The organism is Helicobacter sp. (genome assembly GCF_017502485.1).
In the GTDB taxonomy this organism is placed as follows: domain Bacteria; phylum Campylobacterota; class Campylobacteria; order Campylobacterales; family Helicobacteraceae; genus Helicobacter_B.
Window position 1 is genome coordinate 18,069 of the sequence record NZ_JAFVUX010000036.1, and the last position, 18,706, is coordinate 36,774.

At 39.3% G+C, this 18,706-nt stretch carries 18 protein-coding genes and 1 pseudogene; 4 read left to right on the forward strand and 15 right to left on the reverse strand.

The window, feature by feature from the left end; translation table 11 throughout:
* Positions 1–87: 87 nt before the first annotated feature.
* The 12 genes and pseudogenes from IKB69_RS07775 to hisF all read right to left on the reverse strand — a co-directional run bounded on the left by IKB69_RS07775 (position 88) and on the right by hisF (position 12,535).
* Positions 88–344 (reverse strand): annotated as a pseudogene (locus tag IKB69_RS07775) (helix-turn-helix transcriptional regulator).
* Between the two features lie 1,173 nt (positions 345–1,517).
* Complete coding sequence (locus tag IKB69_RS07780; RefSeq protein WP_290948057.1) at positions 1,518–1,745, reverse strand: hypothetical protein; 228 nt, start codon at positions 1,743–1,745, stop codon at positions 1,518–1,520.
* A 119-nt stretch (positions 1,746–1,864) separates the two neighbouring features.
* A complete protein-coding gene (locus IKB69_RS07785) occupies positions 1,865–4,207 on the reverse strand; it encodes a hypothetical protein (RefSeq protein WP_290948059.1) in 2,343 nt (780 codons plus the stop codon).
* Positions 4,208–4,214: 7 nt separating this feature from the next.
* Complete coding sequence (mreC, locus tag IKB69_RS07790) at positions 4,215–5,030, reverse strand: rod shape-determining protein MreC (protein WP_290948062.1); 816 nt, start codon at positions 5,028–5,030, stop codon at positions 4,215–4,217.
* A complete protein-coding gene (locus IKB69_RS07795) occupies positions 5,030–6,070 on the reverse strand; it encodes a rod shape-determining protein (RefSeq protein ID WP_290948064.1) in 1,041 nt (346 codons plus the stop codon). The genes mreC and IKB69_RS07795 overlap by 1 nt, the downstream gene beginning before the upstream one ends.
* Before the next feature lies 1 nt (position 6,071).
* Positions 6,072–7,346 (reverse strand): ATP-dependent protease ATP-binding subunit ClpX, encoded by a 1,275-nt coding sequence (gene clpX, locus IKB69_RS07800; protein ID WP_290948066.1) that lies wholly within the window; start codon positions 7,344–7,346, stop codon positions 6,072–6,074.
* The gene (gene lpxA / locus IKB69_RS07805; protein ID WP_290948068.1) at positions 7,343–8,131 is read right to left on the reverse strand and encodes an acyl-ACP--UDP-N-acetylglucosamine O-acyltransferase; all 789 of its coding nucleotides are present in this window, start codon (positions 8,129–8,131) and stop codon (positions 7,343–7,345) included. The genes clpX and lpxA overlap by 4 nt, the downstream gene beginning before the upstream one ends.
* A 2-nt stretch (positions 8,132–8,133) precedes the next feature.
* Positions 8,134–8,616, reverse strand: a complete 483-nt coding sequence (gene fabZ, locus IKB69_RS07810) for a 3-hydroxyacyl-ACP dehydratase FabZ (RefSeq protein ID WP_290948070.1) — start codon at positions 8,614–8,616, stop codon at positions 8,134–8,136.
* A 151-nt stretch (positions 8,617–8,767) separates the two neighbouring features.
* Entirely contained in the window at positions 8,768–9,928 is a 1,161-nt protein-coding gene (locus IKB69_RS07815; RefSeq protein WP_290948072.1) for an epoxyqueuosine reductase QueH, read from the reverse strand.
* A 136-nt stretch (positions 9,929–10,064) separates the two neighbouring features.
* Complete coding sequence (gene rlmN, locus IKB69_RS07820; RefSeq protein ID WP_290948074.1) at positions 10,065–11,204, reverse strand: 23S rRNA (adenine(2503)-C(2))-methyltransferase RlmN; 1,140 nt, start codon at positions 11,202–11,204, stop codon at positions 10,065–10,067.
* Positions 11,201–11,761, reverse strand: a complete 561-nt coding sequence (locus IKB69_RS07825) for a purine-nucleoside phosphorylase (RefSeq protein ID WP_290948076.1) — start codon at positions 11,759–11,761, stop codon at positions 11,201–11,203. The genes rlmN and IKB69_RS07825 overlap by 4 nt, the downstream gene beginning before the upstream one ends.
* Before the next feature lie 9 nt (positions 11,762–11,770).
* Positions 11,771–12,535, reverse strand: a complete 765-nt coding sequence (gene hisF / locus IKB69_RS07830) for an imidazole glycerol phosphate synthase subunit HisF (RefSeq protein ID WP_290948078.1) — start codon at positions 12,533–12,535, stop codon at positions 11,771–11,773.
* Positions 12,536–12,689: 154 nt separating this feature from the next.
* Between hisF and rsmA the strand changes: the two genes are divergently transcribed.
* Genes rsmA through IKB69_RS07850 form a run of 4 tightly spaced genes read left to right on the forward strand, consistent with a single transcriptional unit; the run spans position 12,690 to position 16,842 of the window.
* Entirely contained in the window at positions 12,690–13,580 is an 891-nt protein-coding gene (gene rsmA, locus IKB69_RS07835; RefSeq protein WP_290948080.1) for a 16S rRNA (adenine(1518)-N(6)/adenine(1519)-N(6))-dimethyltransferase RsmA, read from the forward strand.
* Entirely contained in the window at positions 13,577–15,568 is a 1,992-nt protein-coding gene (locus IKB69_RS07840) for a ribonuclease J (RefSeq protein ID WP_290948083.1), read from the forward strand. Before rsmA ends, IKB69_RS07840 begins: the two co-directional genes overlap by 4 nt.
* Positions 15,569–15,576: 8 nt before the next feature.
* A complete protein-coding gene (locus IKB69_RS07845; RefSeq protein ID WP_290948085.1) occupies positions 15,577–16,593 on the forward strand; it encodes a KpsF/GutQ family sugar-phosphate isomerase in 1,017 nt (338 codons plus the stop codon).
* Between the two features lie 9 nt (positions 16,594–16,602).
* On the forward strand, positions 16,603–16,842 hold the full coding sequence (locus tag IKB69_RS07850) for a DUF2443 family protein (protein ID WP_023929689.1): 240 nt from the start codon (positions 16,603–16,605) through the stop codon (positions 16,840–16,842).
* Between the two features lie 3 nt (positions 16,843–16,845).
* On the opposite strand, the gene IKB69_RS07855 is transcribed toward IKB69_RS07850, so the two are convergent.
* From IKB69_RS07855 to IKB69_RS07865, 3 genes are all read right to left on the reverse strand, one after another.
* Positions 16,846–17,526, reverse strand: coding sequence for a cysteine peptidase family C39 domain-containing protein (locus IKB69_RS07855; RefSeq protein WP_290948089.1), 681 nt, complete (start codon positions 17,524–17,526; stop codon positions 16,846–16,848).
* 8 nt (positions 17,527–17,534) lie between these two features.
* Positions 17,535–18,425, reverse strand: a complete 891-nt coding sequence (locus tag IKB69_RS07860; RefSeq protein ID WP_290948091.1) for a hypothetical protein — start codon at positions 18,423–18,425, stop codon at positions 17,535–17,537.
* Between the two features lie 13 nt (positions 18,426–18,438).
* On the reverse strand, positions 18,439–18,706 hold a 268-nt coding region (locus IKB69_RS07865; protein WP_290948093.1), incomplete at its 5' end, for a hypothetical protein.

Below are 18,706 nucleotides of genomic sequence, written 5' to 3' on the forward strand. Positions count from 1 at the left end.
CTTAGGAGCTTGGACACACGCTCAAGCGTGCTACACAATCTCAAACCTTACACCTAGAATCCACTTTATCACCATTAACTCTAAGACTTACAATAAAGCAAAAATATCTGCAATATCAATTTCAAAGGCTTTAGCGATTTTATAGCAATGCTCTAGCTTGAAGTGCTTGCCATAGTGGCAGCTCTCACAATTGGAGCAGAACGCCACTGACTTAATGCCAATTTCAAGGGCTAGATCAAGCTGGGAGACCCACGCTTCTCACGCAGGATTCTAATATTAGCAGATACGCGTTTGTAAAACTCGCTAATCTCCTCTTGCGTGGCGTTGCCGTAAAGCTTTTGTATCACTCAAAGTCCCTTGTAGCCGTGGCTAATATCTATCCTATAAGATTATTTACAGAGATACAATCCGCTTTTATATATCCTATTGTTTGGTTGTGTGGATTTGTAACTTTTGGCACGGGCATTGTATTTGCCATTATTTGGGCTTGGATTTCTATCACACAAAAAGTCAATAAAGAGCGACATCACAAATGCTTAATACAGTGGCGGCGGATAGCATAGGTGTGCAAAGAAACTTTAGTGAGATGAAAAAAGAGCATTTTGCTCAATCAAAAGATAGTGAAAACTAATTTTTACAAAGAGTATGAAAAGAATCCCTATGTCTTACACTTATCTTCATCTAGCACAAGAAGTTTTACACGATTCTACTACGCCTTTGCAACTTGGGCAAATATGGAATCTAGCTAAGCAAAAGGCTTAGATAAAAAACTAAAGCTAGAGAGTGAAAACCCCATAAAACAAGCCTTATCAGTTGCTTTGCACTCACCAACAAGGTGTGAAGCCTACAATATTTTGCATTTTCAAAGTCCCCCACACTCTTTGGTATCATAGGCAAACACGAAGCCATAATCCCAGAAGTTACAAACGACCTACAAGAAAATGAGAGCGATAAAACAAGTAAAGAGCAGCTTGAGCGCTCTCTCCACCCGTTATTTGTGAAATTTGCTAGAGATGGGCTTGGTCTCTTTTGCAAAACAATTTTCCACGAGAAAAGTCAAAAGCGTGAGAAAGGTATAAATGGGTGGATTCACCCTGATATTGTGGGCGTTAAATTTAGTATCCAAGACTTTAAAGAAAGCAAATGCTAAAGAGAGATATTAGAGTTTATCCATACATTCAATTACCCAAAAATAGAGCTTTACTCATTTGAGTTAAAAGTAGAGATAAAATCACCTGATTTGAAAAAGATATATTTCCAAGCGGTGTCAAACTGCTTGCATTTGGGCAAGCAACTCTCTAGGAGATATCTTATAGGTCTCCTCCTGTCCCTGTTGGCACTGCTACACTGCACTCTGCCACCATCTTTATGCCATTTTGCGTAACTACACTCCCAAAGCTATGCTAGCCCTTACTCCTGCCATACTTTGATCTCCTTAGGCGGTGTGAAAAACACCAGATCATCAGCATAAGCCCTATTGAAACGCATAAGTGGGTCGCCTTTGGGTAGGGATCTGATCATAGATTTTGGACAAACGCACTGATAGGCTTAATCTCTCTAGCAAACCCCATTGCTTTCCCCATACACTCTGCGCCTTTAATCTGCTTTGCATTTAGGAATATAATCATTGTTAGTGAGAGTGGGAAAATAAAGTCATTTTTGCCTAGTTTATGAAGCTTTGTCGTACTTTGCTTGGGCTTATCTCGTGCTACTGCCCCTTGCCTAAAATGCTTGGCATATAACAAAGGTTTTTATCATCACCATCTAATTAGCTCATCTGACTTAGACCAAAGCGTCCAAATCCAAAAGGGCACTTTGCTATCAGCTAAATCTTCACTTCTCGTCACTTTGCCGGGAACCACAGTTACACTATAAAACGCTCCTTGGCAAACTCTAAAAAATACCGCACGCCAAGCTGTGCCTTTATCTCACTACTCATCGCGTGTAGGATTGATTGTATCGCTACTTTTCTTTTATACTCACTAGAATCTATCTCACATAAGCGCATAATATGCGTGGCTTTTTCCACATACTCCGCCACGCTAAATGCGCTAGTCTCCCTAGCAAACCCCAAAGCAAGCTCCCTATAGCTAGCAAAATCGCTAAAAAGCCCAGAATCTAACGCGTGTACTAGCTCCATAGTAGAATCTAGCTTTATAGATTCTAGTTGCCCCACCTTTGTATCGCTATTTTTCACACATTTGCACTCATCAATAATCATCTCTATTATCTCTTGCGTGCTAGCAAGTTGCTCTCCTAAAATAGATCCTAACTCTTTTGCTGAGATAGTGTAATAGCGTAGCGCAAGCCCACGCCCCTTTGCCACATACTCAATTCTACTCTCACCTTGCTCCATAGGAAAGCTATCTGCCCAAAAGTCCAAAATATGCCCATACACTGCGCTATCAACATAACCACTAAAGAAAAAGCGCGAAAGTAGTTGTGGGTTTATTTGTGAGATTTTTTGCTTAATTTCCCTTTCATTACCAAGTCCACAAGCTAAAAACCTCCAGTTACTATTATTCTCAAGTAGAGTGCAAACTGCTTCCAAATACGACAGAGAATCAATCTTTACTAGGCGTCCAATCACACCAAAGAGATACAAAGGCTGCTTCATACTAGGATCCACATAGCAAGCGCGCGTATTGGTAACTAGCTCCTGCGGGACATTGGGATTATAAAAGCCCCTATCCATTTGCACTGGAACTCCACAGAAGCCAAAGCCATTATGTATGATATACTTTTGATTGTTGCAAATATGTGTTAAGCGTGCATCAATCTCGCTAATATCATAGACAAAATTCCCGTGCGTCCAAAATACCTGCACCCTAGCACACCTACTTGCAAGCAAGAAATCACTGATCCCATAGCCATTATTTGGACTAATGAGCATAGCCACGCCATCTTTATGCATAATCTCGCGCAATGCTAAGGCTTTTTGTAAGTGAGAGTTGTAGAACCCAGCTTTATTAAAACTAAGTCCCATATCGACAGTTTCTATACCAAGGACAGCAAACTTAGCGATAACTTCTGGATCATTTTCTGACTTTTCTACAAGACTCATACAATAGATTTTAATTTCATAGTTTTGCTTGAACTCCGCATTTGCAAGGAGATTTTTTATCAAGCTATATTCGACCTTGAAAGGAGAGTTTTCTACAAATCTATCCCGTAAAATTCCAATGATTTTGCGACATTTGCTACTCGTACTTGTAGAATCTAGCCTAGGCAAATTGGGCAAAAATTTTGTAGCAAATTCCCTATAAATAGGGGTAGCGTATTGAGAAATCTCGGTATTAAACCCCTGCCACTGCTCTTGCTTGCTAAAGCTATTGCCACAAATGTGGTAGATAAAAAACTGCATATACAAAGCAAGATCCAGCCACTGCGCAAGGGTAGGGGGCACATCAGCACTATCATCAATACCACGCAATGCCTGTGCTACTTGCTTTAGTGCGGTATAAAATTGCTCCCGCCACACAGGATACAGACATAGCCATTCGCGATTATTGAAGAGATTTTTTGCATTCCACAAAATATGTAGCTGCCAATTACAAATATTGCGCACTAAAAGTGGTGCTTGTAGGCTTACTTGGGCTTGCATATATGCGCTCTCAACTGCTGGCTTTACATACGCAAACCCAACATCTGCTATGGAAAAAAGCTCAAGCAAAAATTCTCCACAGCGTCCAGCCGATATGCCATCAATAGAAACACATACAATACGCGAGAGAAAAAACATCACCCCATCTAAACTTTTTTCATCTACTTTATGGTATTTATCAATATTTATATTAAAAAAACTTAGATTCTGGCTTGATGGGTTTGCTAGCACTCTAGCAATTGCACCCAACTCTATAAGCATAATATGCTCTTCTTGGCTAAGCTGTGTCTCTAAAAGTTTTTGCGCAGATTCTATAAACGGAGTGAATCTCTCATCGGCTTCAAGAGTGCTTGGCGCAATAAATGCAAGATACAAAAACACACAATCAAGTATGTCCCCTTGCTCAAAAATCCCCAAAATCTTCGTGCGAAAGCTCTCAAACAATCTCTCATAAATAAGTTGATATGAGACAATATCAGCGCGTTCTAAAGGCTCGGTTTTTAGCAAATATGAAACTACACTTAATAAAAGTGCGCGAAGCTCTTGTTTCGTATGAGCATTTTCTATCAAGTCTAGGAATCTAAGATGTGGAGTTTCTGTCATTATCTATCTATGGGACTAGTAATGATTGCGGGGCGCTTGACTGCACAGGAAAAGCCGTATCAATCAACCACAAATACCCAAGCCTTGAACGCTGTGCATAGGGCTTAATCTCCGCAGAAATATAGCCAAAGTCGCGATTCACTCCCACCACTTCACCCACGGAAATCCCCTCAATAAAAATCCCATCAAGTCCGCTTGTTACTACCTGATCACCGATATTGACCTTTTTCCAAGATGGGATAAAGTCTGCAGTGATATACCGATAATCTATCTCGCTGGAATGCACTATTGCAGGAATTTTCTCATCACCTATAAAGACACTATAACTACTTTTTCTCTCTCCATTTAAAAGCCCCATTAGTTTATTGTCATAAATAACTGCAATGCCTAATGCCTTATTGTCTTGCACAAGTCCAAATATCCTATCTTCTGGATAATTACTGACATCAAAGTGTATCCACACGCGGTTAGAATCCCCCATGCTCACATAAGAATACGCACGCGCGGGAAAAAATCTCGTATCATTAGCAAAAGCTTGCTGTGTGTCAAAAACAGAAAGCGCATCAAGTTCGTTTTGTGTGTGTTCAAGCTCAAGCTCAAGTCTTTCGTAATTCTTTAGCTTCTCTTCATAATACTCAATGGTCTTTGCTTGGGTAATGTATTTGTTATAAGAAAGTGTGATACCATCTTTTATATTAAGGATAAAAATCTTTACACTATCCCCAACTAACCCAATATATCTCTGTAAAAAACTGCTAGAATCTATGGCGATAAACAAAACCGCCACTAGCACAACAACAATCGTCAAGGATTGATAGCGCATTATTCGTAACGACTAGTATTGTGCAATATATCGAGCTCTTCTATAGCTTTTCCTGTGCCTTTTCCCACAGCCAATAATGGCTCATCCCCTATAAATACAGGAAGTTTCACAGTATCAGACAAATACCTATCAAGCCCTCTAATAAGCGCGCCACCACCGGTAAGTGTCAAGCCATTTTCTACCAAATCACCCGCCAAATCTGCAGGAACAGCTTCTATGACACTTTTCACCGCGCTACTAATTTCTCGTAGTTGATCTTTTATCGCTTCTCGTATATCTTCACTTGTAAGTTCAATGGTATTTAGTAGCCCGCTCACCTGATCGCGTCCCTTAATCTGCATAGAAAGTGGGGTATCCAAAGGTGCTGCCGCACCGATTTTTATTTTGATTTCCTCTCCCGCACGCTCACCTATTAAGAGATTATAATGCTTGCGTACATAATTGACAATTGCCATATCAAGCTTATCTCCTGCTACGCGAATAGACTTGGATATAACAAGCCCACCAAGAGAAATAACACCTATCTCTGTCGTCCCACCACCAATATCAACAATCAAGCTCCCCTGTGGTTCTTTAATAGGTAATCCTGCACCAATGGCTGCTGCCATTGGCTCTTCTATAAGATAAACTTCCCTGGCACCTGCGCTCATAGCAGATTCCTTCACAGCTTTGCGCTCAACACCTGTGAGCCCGTAAGGCACACACACCATAATACGAGGGCGAATAAGTGATTTACGATTATGAGCTTTTTCAATAAAATAGCGAATCATTTTTTCTGTTACATCAAAATCTGCGATCACGCCATCTTTCATCGGACGAATAGCTTGGATACCACTTGGAGTTTTCCCAACCATTTCCTTAGCTTCGTGCCCGACTGCTAGAATCTCCCCATCTCTATCATATCGATCCACTCGCACTGCTACGATCGAAGGCTCATTAATAATAATCCCCTGACCTTTTAGCAAAACAATTGTATTTGCCGTCCCCAAATCAATCGCAATATCATGCGAAAACATACCAATAAGCTTATTTAACAACACTTTACGCTCCTTGTGTTTTAGGTGATTCTTTTGATTTCTTAGGCTTGATAATAATGGGCTTTTGTTTATGCTCTACACAATCCTTAGTGATTATGATCTTACAATGACACATTGTAGGCAAATCAAACATAATATCTGTAGCAAAGCTCTCAATGATTGCACGCAAACCACGCGCACCCGTATTCCTAGCGATAGCTAGTTCAGCAATCTTCTCAATAGCCTCTTGCTCGAACTCTAGCACAACATCATCTAATGCAAACAGTTTAGTGTATTGTTTGACTAGAGAGTTTTTAGGCTTGGTGAGAATATCGACCATAGCATCTTTAGTAATAGGTTGTAAAGTCGCTATGATATGTAGTCTCCCTATAAGCTCTGGTATAAGTCCATAACTTACCAAATCATCTGGCTCTACGAGATGCAAAACATCATCTTGCTCACTCTTTGTTTTTTGCACCTGTCCAAACCCTAGCACATTGCTACCCATTCTACGCTTGATAATATCCCCCAATCCATCGAATGCTCCGCCACAAATGAACAGAATATTTGTCGTATCAATTTGTATAAACTCTTGATTTGGGTGCTTTCTGCCACCCTTTGGAGGGATATTAACTATACTGCCCTCAATAATCTTTAGCAACGCCTGTTGCACGCCCTCTCCAGAGACATCACGCGTAATGGAGCGGTTTTCTGAGAGCCTAGAAATTTTATCAATTTCATCGATAAATACGATCCCCATCTGTGCTTTTTTCTCATCATTCCCAGCTGCCTGATAAAGCCTTGTAAGAATATTTTCTACATCTTCCCCTACATAGCCAGCCTCTGTAAGACTTGTTGCATCAGAAATAGCAATTGGCACATCTAAAAATCGCGCCAAAGTTTGTGCCATAAGTGTCTTACCACTACCAGTAGGACCTATCAGCAAGATATTTGATTTTGTGATTTCTATATCATCGCTTGTGTCTGCTGTATTGCTTGTTATGCGCTTGTAGTGATTATACACAGCCACAGAAAACACCTTTTTAGCCTCTTCTTGCCCTACAACATACTCATCAAGCTTAGCCTTCATCTCTCTTGGTGTGGGAATATCGATAGATGTGTGCGACTCATCAGCTAAAGACCCCCTAGAAGTACTCGGCACGCTCTCCATATCCACGCCCGATTGTCGTAACTTCTTGTATAAGCCACCAATGCACGAAGGACAAATCTTCCCACATTGATTTCCCTCGAAGTAGGTGTTCTCTATTTCTTTGCCACAAAAATCACAATACTTTTTCATTCTTTTCCTTTTCGGATCGGAATACCTCTTGATGACTCAAGAACAAAGCGACAAATGTTTGCGATAGATTCTAGCTTCACACTAGAATCTAAAACACTTTGAGCATAATCACGCATAGAAGTTGCAGCAAAGAGTTCTTTATAAAAAGAGCTGATAATATCAATTTCTTCGCTTGTAAATAGCTTGCGCATTCTGTATTTGTTAAGCCCCCTAATCACAGCACGATTGCCCTCTGCCATACAAAATGGTGGGACATCTTGAGAGAGCGCACTTGCTCCAGCAATCATTGCCCCATCACCAATTTTGACAAACTGATGCACGGGGGTCATACCACCGATATTGACATAATCACCAAGCACAATATGCCCACCAAGAGTAGCATTATTTGCAAGAATACAATGGTTGCCAATCACACAATCGTGGGCTATATGCACATATGCCATAAAAAGATTATGGTCCCCTATGATTGTTTTTCCTATGCCACCCTGCGTTCCCGGATTAAACATACAATGCTCACGGATAAGATTATCTGCACCTATGATAAGTTCAACTTCTTCGCCAGCATATTTCAAATCCTGCGGAATTGTTCCAAGCACAGCATAGGGAAAAATCGTTGTGCGTGCACCTACGGTTGTGTTTCCCAATATGGTAACACCATTATAAAGCTTGCAACCAGAATCAATCTTTACAGATTCTCCAATGACACAAAAATCGCCGATTTCCACGCCATCAGCTATCTGCGCACCTTTATGGATAATGGCTGTTCTCGCTATGTTACTTGCCATTACTAGCCTTGCGTCTCTTGACTATCTGCAACCATTGCTTTTAGCTCCGCTTCACACACAAGCTTACCATCGACAAATGCCTTTGCTTCAAGCGACCATACCGCGCCCTTATGTCTCAAAACAGATAGATGGTATTCCAAGCGGTCACCCGGGACCACGGGGACACGGAACTTCACCTTATCAATGGTCATAAAATATACAATCTTATCTTCTGCTGCACGGACATCATCACCAAACATACTCACAAATGCTAGAACACCACCAGCTTGCGCCATACCCTCGATAATCATAACCCCCGGATACACAGGCTTACTAGGAAAATGTCCTAAAAATATTTCTTCATTGATCGTAACATTCTTGTATGCTTTGATATAACCATTAGGAATGGTATCATCGGTATTGCAGACAAGTTCTGTAACTCTGTCCACAAGCAACAAAGGATAGCGATGTGGGAGAATCTTCTTAATATGATTAACATCCATCATTTAGGAAACCTTGACCTTAGAATCTATAGTATTTGACGATATGCGCGTGCGCGTAAAATCAGCAAAATTGCGCCGATTATACACAATATTTTCAAAAATTTTCTTTAATTTGGCAATGCTTTTATGCTGATATAAATTATCTAGCTGAGTTTTATAATAAAGCTATCGTTTGAAATAGCCTTTCATCTTGGAAAACTGACTTAATGTCTATAGTTAGATTCTCACTAATCTCATCAACGATAATTATAGGGTTGATACTCTCGCTACCACAGAGCAAGCTCCGCACAAACAATTCTAATTCATAGTCAATAGGATTGTATAGTAAATCAAGAACTTGCTCATAATGCGTATTAAGTAGTGCATTGAAATCTTTTAGACAGAGAAACACGCTATCGTCTTTTTTAGAAAATCCTATCCATATAGCAGCTTTAGGTGTTATAGTAAACATATTTTTGAAATTGTTTTGTGCCATTATGTGGTGAGAATCCAGCAAGGACTCTAAAGTGACATTTCCCCAAATAATGGTCATATTTTTAGTTGCCCTAGAGTCTGAATGAGCTAAAATGTAGCTATATATCACTTTTTCATTATATGAAACTTTTCCTTGTAAAAGTCGCCACACACGAAGCTTTTTTTGTGTGAGCATATAGCTTTTACCAGCAGATTCTAGTGTATTTCTTAACGCAAAAAAATTTTGTCGCTCTTCTATACTTCCGGGTAATGCTCTGCCACCTAGTTCGCTTATCATCTCAAGACTTAGACGATTTTGTTTCGTTCGTTGCTTGGATAGCGCAAACTGACATCCACAATAGTTTTGACGATAGAGATTATCTCTTTTGGCAAGCTCATTTTGCTTCTGCACACCACCATTTTTACGGACATTAATTTTAATAAAATCGAGTCCATTGCGTTGCGCAATTGCATCACCTTGCTGGTAGAGAGTCTCCTGCTCTTTCATAGGACTTGATAGTAGTGTAGTGGTGAATGTTCGCTCTCCAAGAAGCTTGGCAATTTGTGCGCTTTTTTCTAAACGAACATCAAAACAGATATTACATCTAGCACCTTTTTCTGGCTCATCTTCTCTCCCTCTTACTGAATAAAACCAATTCTCTAGCTCATAATCACCTTCAATGAGCGGGATTTTCAATATCTTACAACTTCTGCGAACATCACTTAGTCGTAGATCATGCTCCGCTTTTGGATGAATATTTGGATTATAAAAAAATCCCACAAAGCTTTCTTTCGGATAAACTTTTTGCAATTCACTTAAAAAATAATGACTATCTACTGAACAACAAATATGAACAAGCATTATATACCCCTATTTTTTCTTTTCATTTTTAACAAATAAAACATATCCAGCGATGCTACCGATAGCAAATATTGCTAAAAATACCAACAATATCCATTCTAATATATCCATTTTATCTCCTTTATTGATTTATAATTTATGTTTCATATGAAACACTTTGTTTTGTCTTTTCTCGTAGTTGTCCGCAAGCAGCCGAAATATCAATACCTTTAGATTCTCGTATAGTTGTAAATAAGCCTTTACTTGTAAGAAAATCTGCAAAAGCTTTGACTTTATCTTCTTCCGGCCGCTGAAATTTCGTGCCACTATGCGGATTAAACAAAATAAGATTAACCTTAGCCTTTATTCCATCAAGTAATTTTAGTAGTTTTTTCGCACTAGCAAGATCATCATTTATATCTTTTATAACAAGATATTCAAACATCACGCGTTTTCTCGTATCAATAGGAAAAGCACGAACTGCATCGATAACACTTTGGATATTGTAAGTTTTATTCATAGGGATAAGCTTTGAGCGTAGAGTATCATCTACAGCGTGGAGTGATATGGCAAGCTGGACACCTAGATTCTGCTTGCCTAGATCATAAATCTTCGGACTAATACCACTTGTGGAAATTGTTTGCCGTTTTGGCGAGATAGAAAGCCCTTCAAGTGTAGATAAAATCCTAATCGCGTGCATAAGATTGTCAAAATTATTCAGTGGTTCCCCCATACCCATATAAACAATATTGACTCTTTTTTCTGGAGCTAAATTATTGTCCTTTTTAAGATTAAGCACCTGCTCGACTATCTCTCCACTTGTCAAATCTCGCACGAACCCACCCTTTGCAGTAGAGCAAAAGGCACAGCCTACCTTGCAGCCAATTTGACTAGAAATGCAAAATGTATATTTCTCCCCTTGAATGATTTTGCCATTTTCATCATATTTTTTATCTCGCATTTTGATAAAAACACTTTCAAATGTATGATTATCTCTAGTTTGAAATAAATATTTTCTCGTGCCATCACAGCTTACTTCTTGTGTGATTAGGTTGAGATTCTGTGTGCTGTATCGTAGCTGCAACATCTCTCTAAAATCTTTTGGGAGATTACTCATCTTAGCAAAGTTTTTTTCATAGCAGACATAGAGCCAATGGTAGAGTTGCTTTGCTTGATAAGGTTTTTTACAGATTTCCTGCAACTCTGTGAGAGAGAGTCCATAAATATTCTTCAAACCATCCGCTTCCAATAAACCAGAATCTATCTTACCACACTCTTGTACTTGTACTAAGTTCATAAAATATTCCCTTGCTGTATAAAGGCTTCCAGCTTTTGTTTGGCAACGGTGTGGTTTGCTATAAAATCTTTTTGCGCATTTGTATCACAATAATTTGTGATACAAAACACTCCATAAGCAGGGATATTAAAATCCTGCGCAACACGCAAAAGCGAAAAAAATTCCATATTCTCCACCATAATACCCACTCCACACATCGCAGCACAAATCCTAGAGTCCATCGTAATATAATTGGAAGAATTTACTATAACATCCCGCAAGCAACGAGCTTTTGCTTGTAATGTTTCTTGTGAAACATTACTCTCTATATAATTATCTAGCGGTGTATAACTACTTCTGAAAATAAAGCTGGATTCTATCTGTGCCGCACGAGTACTCACACATAAAGATAACAATGGTATTTCATAGCAGTATGCTCCAGCAGAGCCGACAAATACTAGCTTCTCCACATATTCTCGCAAACAAAGTCTCATAAGTCCCATACTCGCTTCTATTAATCCCACACCAATAGGTACAGCATAAGAAATAATTTCGCTCCTGCCTGCACATACTATCATCACAACTTCCTACAATCGAACTGATATACCACAATCTCTAAGATAATGTTTAGCATCAACAATGCTAATTTCATTATTATGAAAAATACTCGCTGCCAATGCTGCATCTGCAACATCAAGAGAAAAAATCTCCCCTAAATGCTCTATTTTCCCAGCACCACCAGAAGCAATTATTGGTAAATCACTCACTTCTCGTAAAATTTGTAATGCAGCAATATCATATCCACTCTTTGTGCCATCTGTATCCATACTTGTTAATAAAAACTCCCCAGCACCTTTATCCCTACATATCCTTGCCCAATCAGCAAGCAATACTCCTGTGCGCTCTCTTCCACCTTTGATATAAACTTCATATCCCGCACCCGCACTGCGCACATCAATAGCCACCACCACACATTGCGAGCCAAATCTTTTTGCCGCTTGTTCAATTAAATTTGGATCTGCAATTGCTGCAGAATTAATACTAATCTTATCCGCACCAGCATCTAAAAGCATATACATATCATCTAGAGTTTTTATTCCGCCTCCAATTGTCAAAGGTATATATACTTCCTTTGCAATTTCATGAATGAGTTCAACGATAATTTGACGATGCTCAAATGATGCTGTAATGTCTAAAATCACAAGCTCATCCGCTAAAGAATCATTATAAAATCTAGCTAATTCAACAGGATCCCCCACACTTTTCAAACCAACAAAATTTACCCCTTTTACAACCTGCCCATCTTTTATATCCAAACACGGAATAATTCTTTTTGCAAGATGATTTGCCATCCCACATACTCCTTCATAAACGCATAATTAAAACAGGCAAGTATAATACAAACGGCGATAAATTTTTATAAATCCCAATAATTCTTTAACAATAGTTAATAAAAAAGGATACAATACACCCTAATAATATTTATATTTGCAATGCGAGCTAGCAATGCGAGCGAAAAAATGCTTTGGACAAAATTTTTTAAAAGATCCTTTTATTTTGGAGAAGATTGTCCAAGTGAGTGCCGAACTACTACAAGGTCAAAAACTTATAGAAATCGGTGTTGGCTTGGGTGATTTATCAGAGCGGCTTTTATCTCTTTCTAGTCTTACGACTTATGAAATTGATGCTGATCTGTGTTCTTTTGTTTTGCAGAAGTTTTCATCACGCAAGTTTGCATACCCTTTTTCTTTGGTGAATTGTGATGTACTTTCTATCCCTTTTAGTATAGATTCTAACTCCAGCTTATCAAAGGAAATAGTGAAGCAAACTCTCCGCATAACAAGTGATGACAAAAAAAGTAGAGTAGAATCTAAACAGGGCTGGCTTGCTAGCGAGCCTTATATCCTTGTCTCTAATCTCCCTTATAATATCGCCACTCGTGTCGTGCTGAATCTCTTGCACGATCCACTATGCGAAGGTTTTGTCGTGATGACACAAAAAGAGGTCGCCTTGAAATTCTGTGCAGATAACTTATCAAGTGATTTTTGCGCACTAAGCGTAATCGCACAAAGTGCAGGAGAGACGACACTATTTTTTGATGTTAGCAAAGAGAGTTTTGAACCTGCACCTAAAGTTACTTCATCAGTTTTTACACATAAAAAGTTTAAAGACTTTACCCATATTGAAAGTGACTTTGAATCGATGCTAAAAGTAGCTTTCAGCTCTCCTCGCAAAAAGCTTTATAATAATCTTTTACCAATTTTTCAAAAAATTGAGAAAAAAGACTTATTAGATAAGATTTTCGCACAAGAGTCCATCAATCCAAATGCGCGACCTCATCAAATCAGCACACAAAAGTATCACCATATTTACAACACACTAAAGGATTGTCTATGAATGAGCCAAACAACAAACCAAACCAACAAGATGGAGGACAACAGTCAAAAAGGCGGTTTTTCAACAATCGATTTAAAAAAGGTTACCGACCAAAAGAGCCACATAATTGCGAGCCAGAGCCTTATCAAAAGGACAATTCTCAAAGCGAGCAGCCCAAACGCCAGTGGCCCAATCGCAATAGGCACGAGAATCAAAATGGCGCAAGAGAAGTGCAAGGAGCAAATGAGCGTGGTAATCTTGCATTCCACAAAGATTTAAAAAAAGGTGTAGAAACAAATACTAGAATCCAAAAGAACAGCCTAAACCCTCACAATAAGCTCAATCTCAACACAAAAGCCAGCGTGCGTATCACGCCACTTGGTGGGCTAGGGGAGATTGGAGGTAATATGATGGTAATGGAGACAGAAAAATCCGCCATTATCATCGATGTAGGTATGAGTTTCCCGGAGGAAAATATGCACGGCGTGGATATTTTGATCCCAGATTTTACTTATCTACACACGATAAAAGATAAAATCGCTGGCGTTATCATTACCCACGCACACGAAGATCATATAGGTGCAGTGCCCTATCTCTTTAAAGAATTGCAGTTTTCTCTCTATGGCACACCCCTAGCGCTTGGAATGATTGGAGCGAAATTTGACGAACACGGGCTAAAGAAGTTCCGCCCTATGCTAAAAGTCATTCAAAAGCGTGAGCCTGTGCAAATTGGAGAATTTGAAATAGAGTGGATACATATCACACACTCTATCATTGACTCTTCTGCACTTGCGATTAAAACAGAAGCTGGTATTATCTTCCACACAGGAGACTTTAAAATTGATCACACACCCATTGATAATCTCCCCACAGATTTGCACCGCCTAGCACATTATGGGGAGCAAGGCGTTATGCTACTACTTAGTGATTCTACAAACTCACATAAAAGTGGCTGCACACAAAGTGAAGCTGTCGTTGGACCGACATTTGACTCACTTTTTAAAAGCGCACATGGACGCGTGATAATGAGCACTTTTAGCTCCAATATCCACCGCGTTTATCAGGCTATCACCTATGGGATCAAATATGGGCGTAAAGTTTGTGTTATCGGTCGATCGATGGAAAAAAATATCGACATAGCACGAGAATTAGGCTATATCGATTTGCCAAACTCCATTTTTATCGAAGCGCACGAAGTAGAAAAATACCCTGAAAATGAGATTCTAATCGTTACTACAGGCTCACAAGGTGAGACAATGAGCGCGCTATATCGTATGGCGACAGATGAGCATAGACATGTCAAAATCAAAGCCAGCGATTTAATCATACTCTCTGCCAAAGCAATCCCGGGGAATGAAGGCTCCGTATCAGCGGTGCTAAATTTCTTAATGAAAGCAGGAGCAAGCGTAGCTTACCAAGACTTTAGCGAAATCCATGTTAGTGGGCACGCCGCACAAGAAGAGCAAAAGCTTATGCTACGACTTATTAAGCCTAAGTTCTTTCTCCCTATCCATGGAGAATATAATCATGTTGCTAAGCACAAAGATACTGCTATTAAATGCGGTGTGTTAGAGAAAAATATCTTACTTATGGAAGATGGTGATCAAATTGAGGTCAATCCAAGTTATATGCGCAAAGTTGGCAATGTCAAATCCGGTAAAGTCTTTATCGATAATCAAGCGTGCAAAGAAGTGGATTCTAGCACGATCAAAGATCGCCAAGATCTAGCAGATGCTGGGCTTGTAAGTATGGTCGCTTTCATCTCGCAAAATGAGCAGAAAATTCGCTCCTTAGAAATAGAAATGATAGGCATAGCAAACCAAAAAGAGCAAGATGAGCTACAAAAAGAGCTCCAAGGTGCGCTTGAAATGTCTATCCGCACAATAAAGTCAGAGGTGATTAGCAATAAAAAGCTTTTAGAAGGAGAAATACGAAATCTCACAAGAAAATTACTCTTCAAAAAGCTTAAAAAATATCCTGCGATTTTGCTCCATATTTTCACTGCTTAGGCAAGAATATGAGCCCTACAAAAAACACAACAGAATCTAGTTTAGATTCTGCTCAATACACACAAATTGCACGCGAAATTTTACTTCTAGAAGCAAAAGAACTACAAAACACAGCCCAAAAATGTGCGCACATTACTTGGACTCCCATTGTAGAATCTATCATTAAAGCTACAGATAAAGGTGGCAAGCTTATTGTCTGTGGTGTAGGGAAAAGTGGGCATATTGGCAGTAAAATCGCCGCTACACTTGCTAGCACAGGCACGCCAAGCTTCTTTCTCCATCCCACCGAAGCTCTACACGGTGATCTTGGAATGATAGGAGAAAATGACATAATCCTAGCCATAAGTTATAGCGGAGAGAGCAGCGAGATCCTAGCCATTATGCCTCATCTAAAACGACTTGCAAGCAGTATTATCACAATGAGCAAAGCTCCAGATTCTGCGTTAAGTAAGCTTGGGGATTATTTCCTACCCATTGCCATAGAGCAAGAAGCCTGCCCCATACAAGCTGCCCCAATGAGCTCGACAACACTCACACTAGCCATAGGCGATGCCCTAGCAGCCTGTCTCATACAAGCAAGAAATTTTAGCAAATACGACTTTGGTGCACTGCATCCGGGTGGAAGCTTGGGAAAAGAGCTTTTTGTCAAAATCACAGATCTTATGCAAAGAGACAATCTCCCTATAATCTCCCCGCAAACACCACTAAAAGATGCCATCATCATAATGACGCAAAAGAGGCTTGGAAGCGCACTCATCGCCGAAGATAACACGCTTATAGCAGTGCTAAGCGATGGAGACTTGCGGCGGGCTATGATGAGAAGTGATTTTGACATCAATGCTAATGCAATCACCTACGCTACACAGAATCCAAAAACCTGCCAGAATCCAAATCTCCTAGCCAAAGAAGCCCTAAAAATCATAGAAGCAAACAAAATCCAACTACTTGTTATCACAGATTCTAAAAAGCAGATTCTAGGAGTTTTGCATATCCATACTCTTCTTAGCGAAGGTATCACACCATAAGGAGTAAAAATGTTTGAAAAAATCAATGAAATAATCATTAGAATCGAAGAAATCCGCGATGAAATCCAAATCCTGCTTGGTATGGGGAAAATTAGTTTCGTAGATTATATAATGATCAAACGCGGCTCTATGGATATGCCAGAAGAGCTAAAAATGGCGGTGCTAGAGCAAATCAACGAGCAAGTCGATGCACTAAAAGAGCAAATCGATAAGCTCAATAAAATTAAGCGCGAAATGCTAGTGTTCTAGCCGCTATAAATGCCTATCTAGTATTATTTCATACACCATAGACAAGCTATTATCTAAATGCATAAATACTTGATTTGGCTCTATTTTAGCTCTATCTTTGGGGACAAAAGCAAGAATCCTACCCGGATATTTTGCATCTTCACGCTGATAAAACATCTCTTGGAATTTTTTGTGGCTTATTTTTATGTTGCCAAAGCTTGGGTCTGCAAGATAGACAAAGTCGCTATCCATCCCCTTAAATACACTAAAATGCTCCACTTCACGCACATTAATATGCACAATGACAGGGATTTGCAGCTTTGCTAGATTCTTCATATCAAGTGCCAAGCCTATGGGTGTAAATCCACGCGTTTTAGCATACTCTCCTAAATCATAAAAAGATATAGACACCTTTTTTCGTAGTTGCTCTATACTATGCTCTTGTTTGTTAATATCAATTCCTTTGCCTAATAATATGGATTCTAAAATGCTAAATTCATCTGCTTGATTTACATTATAATAATAAGTCAAAATCGTTGAGAGTGAAGCCGCGCCACAGCTGTAATCATACTTCTGCCTTGTAAGATTCTCATCGCGTAGCTCAAGCCACGATTGTGTAGGATTTGTAAATTCTACTGGCTCGTTATAAATTTGCGCACTAAAAGCAATAGAATGCAAAAAAGCTAGCAGTCCTACGCGCAACATTTGTAGTCCTAAATTCTATAAGAAAGCATTAGCGATAGAGAATTACTAGTATATTGACTTGTAGGCAGAAAATCCGCACTTGCAAAAAGGATAAGCTTGGGCTTGATCTCATAACCAATACCAATCGTGTAGCCTAGAGATGATCCAAGTGGAGCTAATGTAGTGCCATTGACATTATCACTACTTCTATATTGATATTTTATCCCTGCATTTAGCGACACATAAGGATTCACAGCGAAATACACCATGGGATTAAGTATGAAAGATTCTCCGCTATCTAGTGATAATCCTTGCGATTCTTTTTTAAGATTTAAGCGAAAGTTCGCTTGGAGAAGAAACACCACAGGATCTATGGTAAAAAAACTTGTCGCGAAAAACGAATATCCCTTAGCATACTCTAATGTCTTATGCGTAGTAGTGAAATACATCTGCTCTAGTAAATCCACGCTTCCACCAAGCAAAAGTGCTGGATATTTACCCTCTTTTTTAGCTTGTATTAGCACTCCTAGATTCCATAGTCCAAAATCTCCGCGACTACTTGCTATATATCTACTGCTAATCGTATCATTTACACCACTATGCTGCCAAAAGGCATTAATTGTGCTAAATACTTCCACACGCCTATAAATACCATAACGCATATATAAAGAAAAATTTAGATGATCTTGATTTGTGCTTTGCGCACCGACATAGGGCAAGGTTATATGTGTGCCATCTGGCAGCTGCGCCCCTATGGAGCCTAGGTAAGAATCCTTGCGAGCAAGATTGATATAAGAAAATGATGTAATAAGCTTAAATTGCCTACTTTTTGTCAGTATTTCATCGACATTGATAGCCTTTGCACTCATATAAGAGCACAGAATGACAAAAAGCCAAAAAAATCCACAAAAGCTTTTCATCTTCTAATATCTCTTAATTAAACGGCGCATTAAGCCCTATACCAAACTCAAGCATAAGCACGAAATTATTTGCTTCAGGGTGGTGGATTGTCTGTGTATCTAAATAGGGCATAGTAAGGGCATTCATATGATAATACATTCCTTTGATTTTGGCATAGAAATCTGGCATTTCAAAGCTTGATTTTTGTGCAAGCACTTCACCTAGATCTTCTACACTATTGTAAGCATTGCCACGATAGAGTATCCCTAGAGATAGCTCTGCTTTATAGCTGCCATCAAAC

Excerpts from the sequence above, each read along its gene's own strand:
- IKB69_RS07840 (WP_290948083.1), top strand. The coding sequence starts at position 13,577 with ATGAATGAGCCAAACAACAAACCAAACCAACAAGATGGAGGACAACAG.
- IKB69_RS07815 (WP_290948072.1), bottom strand. The coding sequence starts at position 9,928 with ATGCTTGTTCATATTTGTTGTTCAGTAGATAGTCATTATTTTTTAAGT.
- IKB69_RS07860 (WP_290948091.1), bottom strand. The coding sequence starts at position 18,425 with ATGAAAAGCTTTTGTGGATTTTTTTGGCTTTTTGTCATTCTGTGCTCT.
- IKB69_RS07850 (WP_023929689.1), top strand. The coding sequence starts at position 16,603 with ATGTTTGAAAAAATCAATGAAATAATCATTAGAATCGAAGAAATCCGC.
- IKB69_RS07845 (WP_290948085.1), top strand. The coding sequence starts at position 15,577 with ATGAGCCCTACAAAAAACACAACAGAATCTAGTTTAGATTCTGCTCAA.
- lpxA (WP_290948068.1), bottom strand. The coding sequence starts at position 8,131 with ATGGCAAGTAACATAGCGAGAACAGCCATTATCCATAAAGGTGCGCAG.
- clpX (WP_290948066.1), bottom strand. The coding sequence starts at position 7,346 with ATGAAAAAGTATTGTGATTTTTGTGGCAAAGAAATAGAGAACACCTAC.
- rlmN (WP_290948074.1), bottom strand. The coding sequence starts at position 11,204 with ATGAACTTAGTACAAGTACAAGAGTGTGGTAAGATAGATTCTGGTTTA.
- fabZ (WP_290948070.1), bottom strand. The coding sequence starts at position 8,616 with ATGATGGATGTTAATCATATTAAGAAGATTCTCCCACATCGCTATCCT.
- IKB69_RS07855 (WP_290948089.1), bottom strand. The coding sequence starts at position 17,526 with ATGTTGCGCGTAGGACTGCTAGCTTTTTTGCATTCTATTGCTTTTAGT.
- IKB69_RS07785 (WP_290948059.1), bottom strand. The coding sequence starts at position 4,207 with ATGACAGAAACTCCACATCTTAGATTCCTAGACTTGATAGAAAATGCT.
- rsmA (WP_290948080.1), top strand. The coding sequence starts at position 12,690 with ATGCGAGCGAAAAAATGCTTTGGACAAAATTTTTTAAAAGATCCTTTT.
- mreC (WP_290948062.1), bottom strand. The coding sequence starts at position 5,030 with ATGCGCTATCAATCCTTGACGATTGTTGTTGTGCTAGTGGCGGTTTTG.
- hisF (WP_290948078.1), bottom strand. The coding sequence starts at position 12,535 with ATGGCAAATCATCTTGCAAAAAGAATTATTCCGTGTTTGGATATAAAA.
- IKB69_RS07825 (WP_290948076.1), bottom strand. The coding sequence starts at position 11,761 with ATGATAGTATGTGCAGGCAGGAGCGAAATTATTTCTTATGCTGTACCT.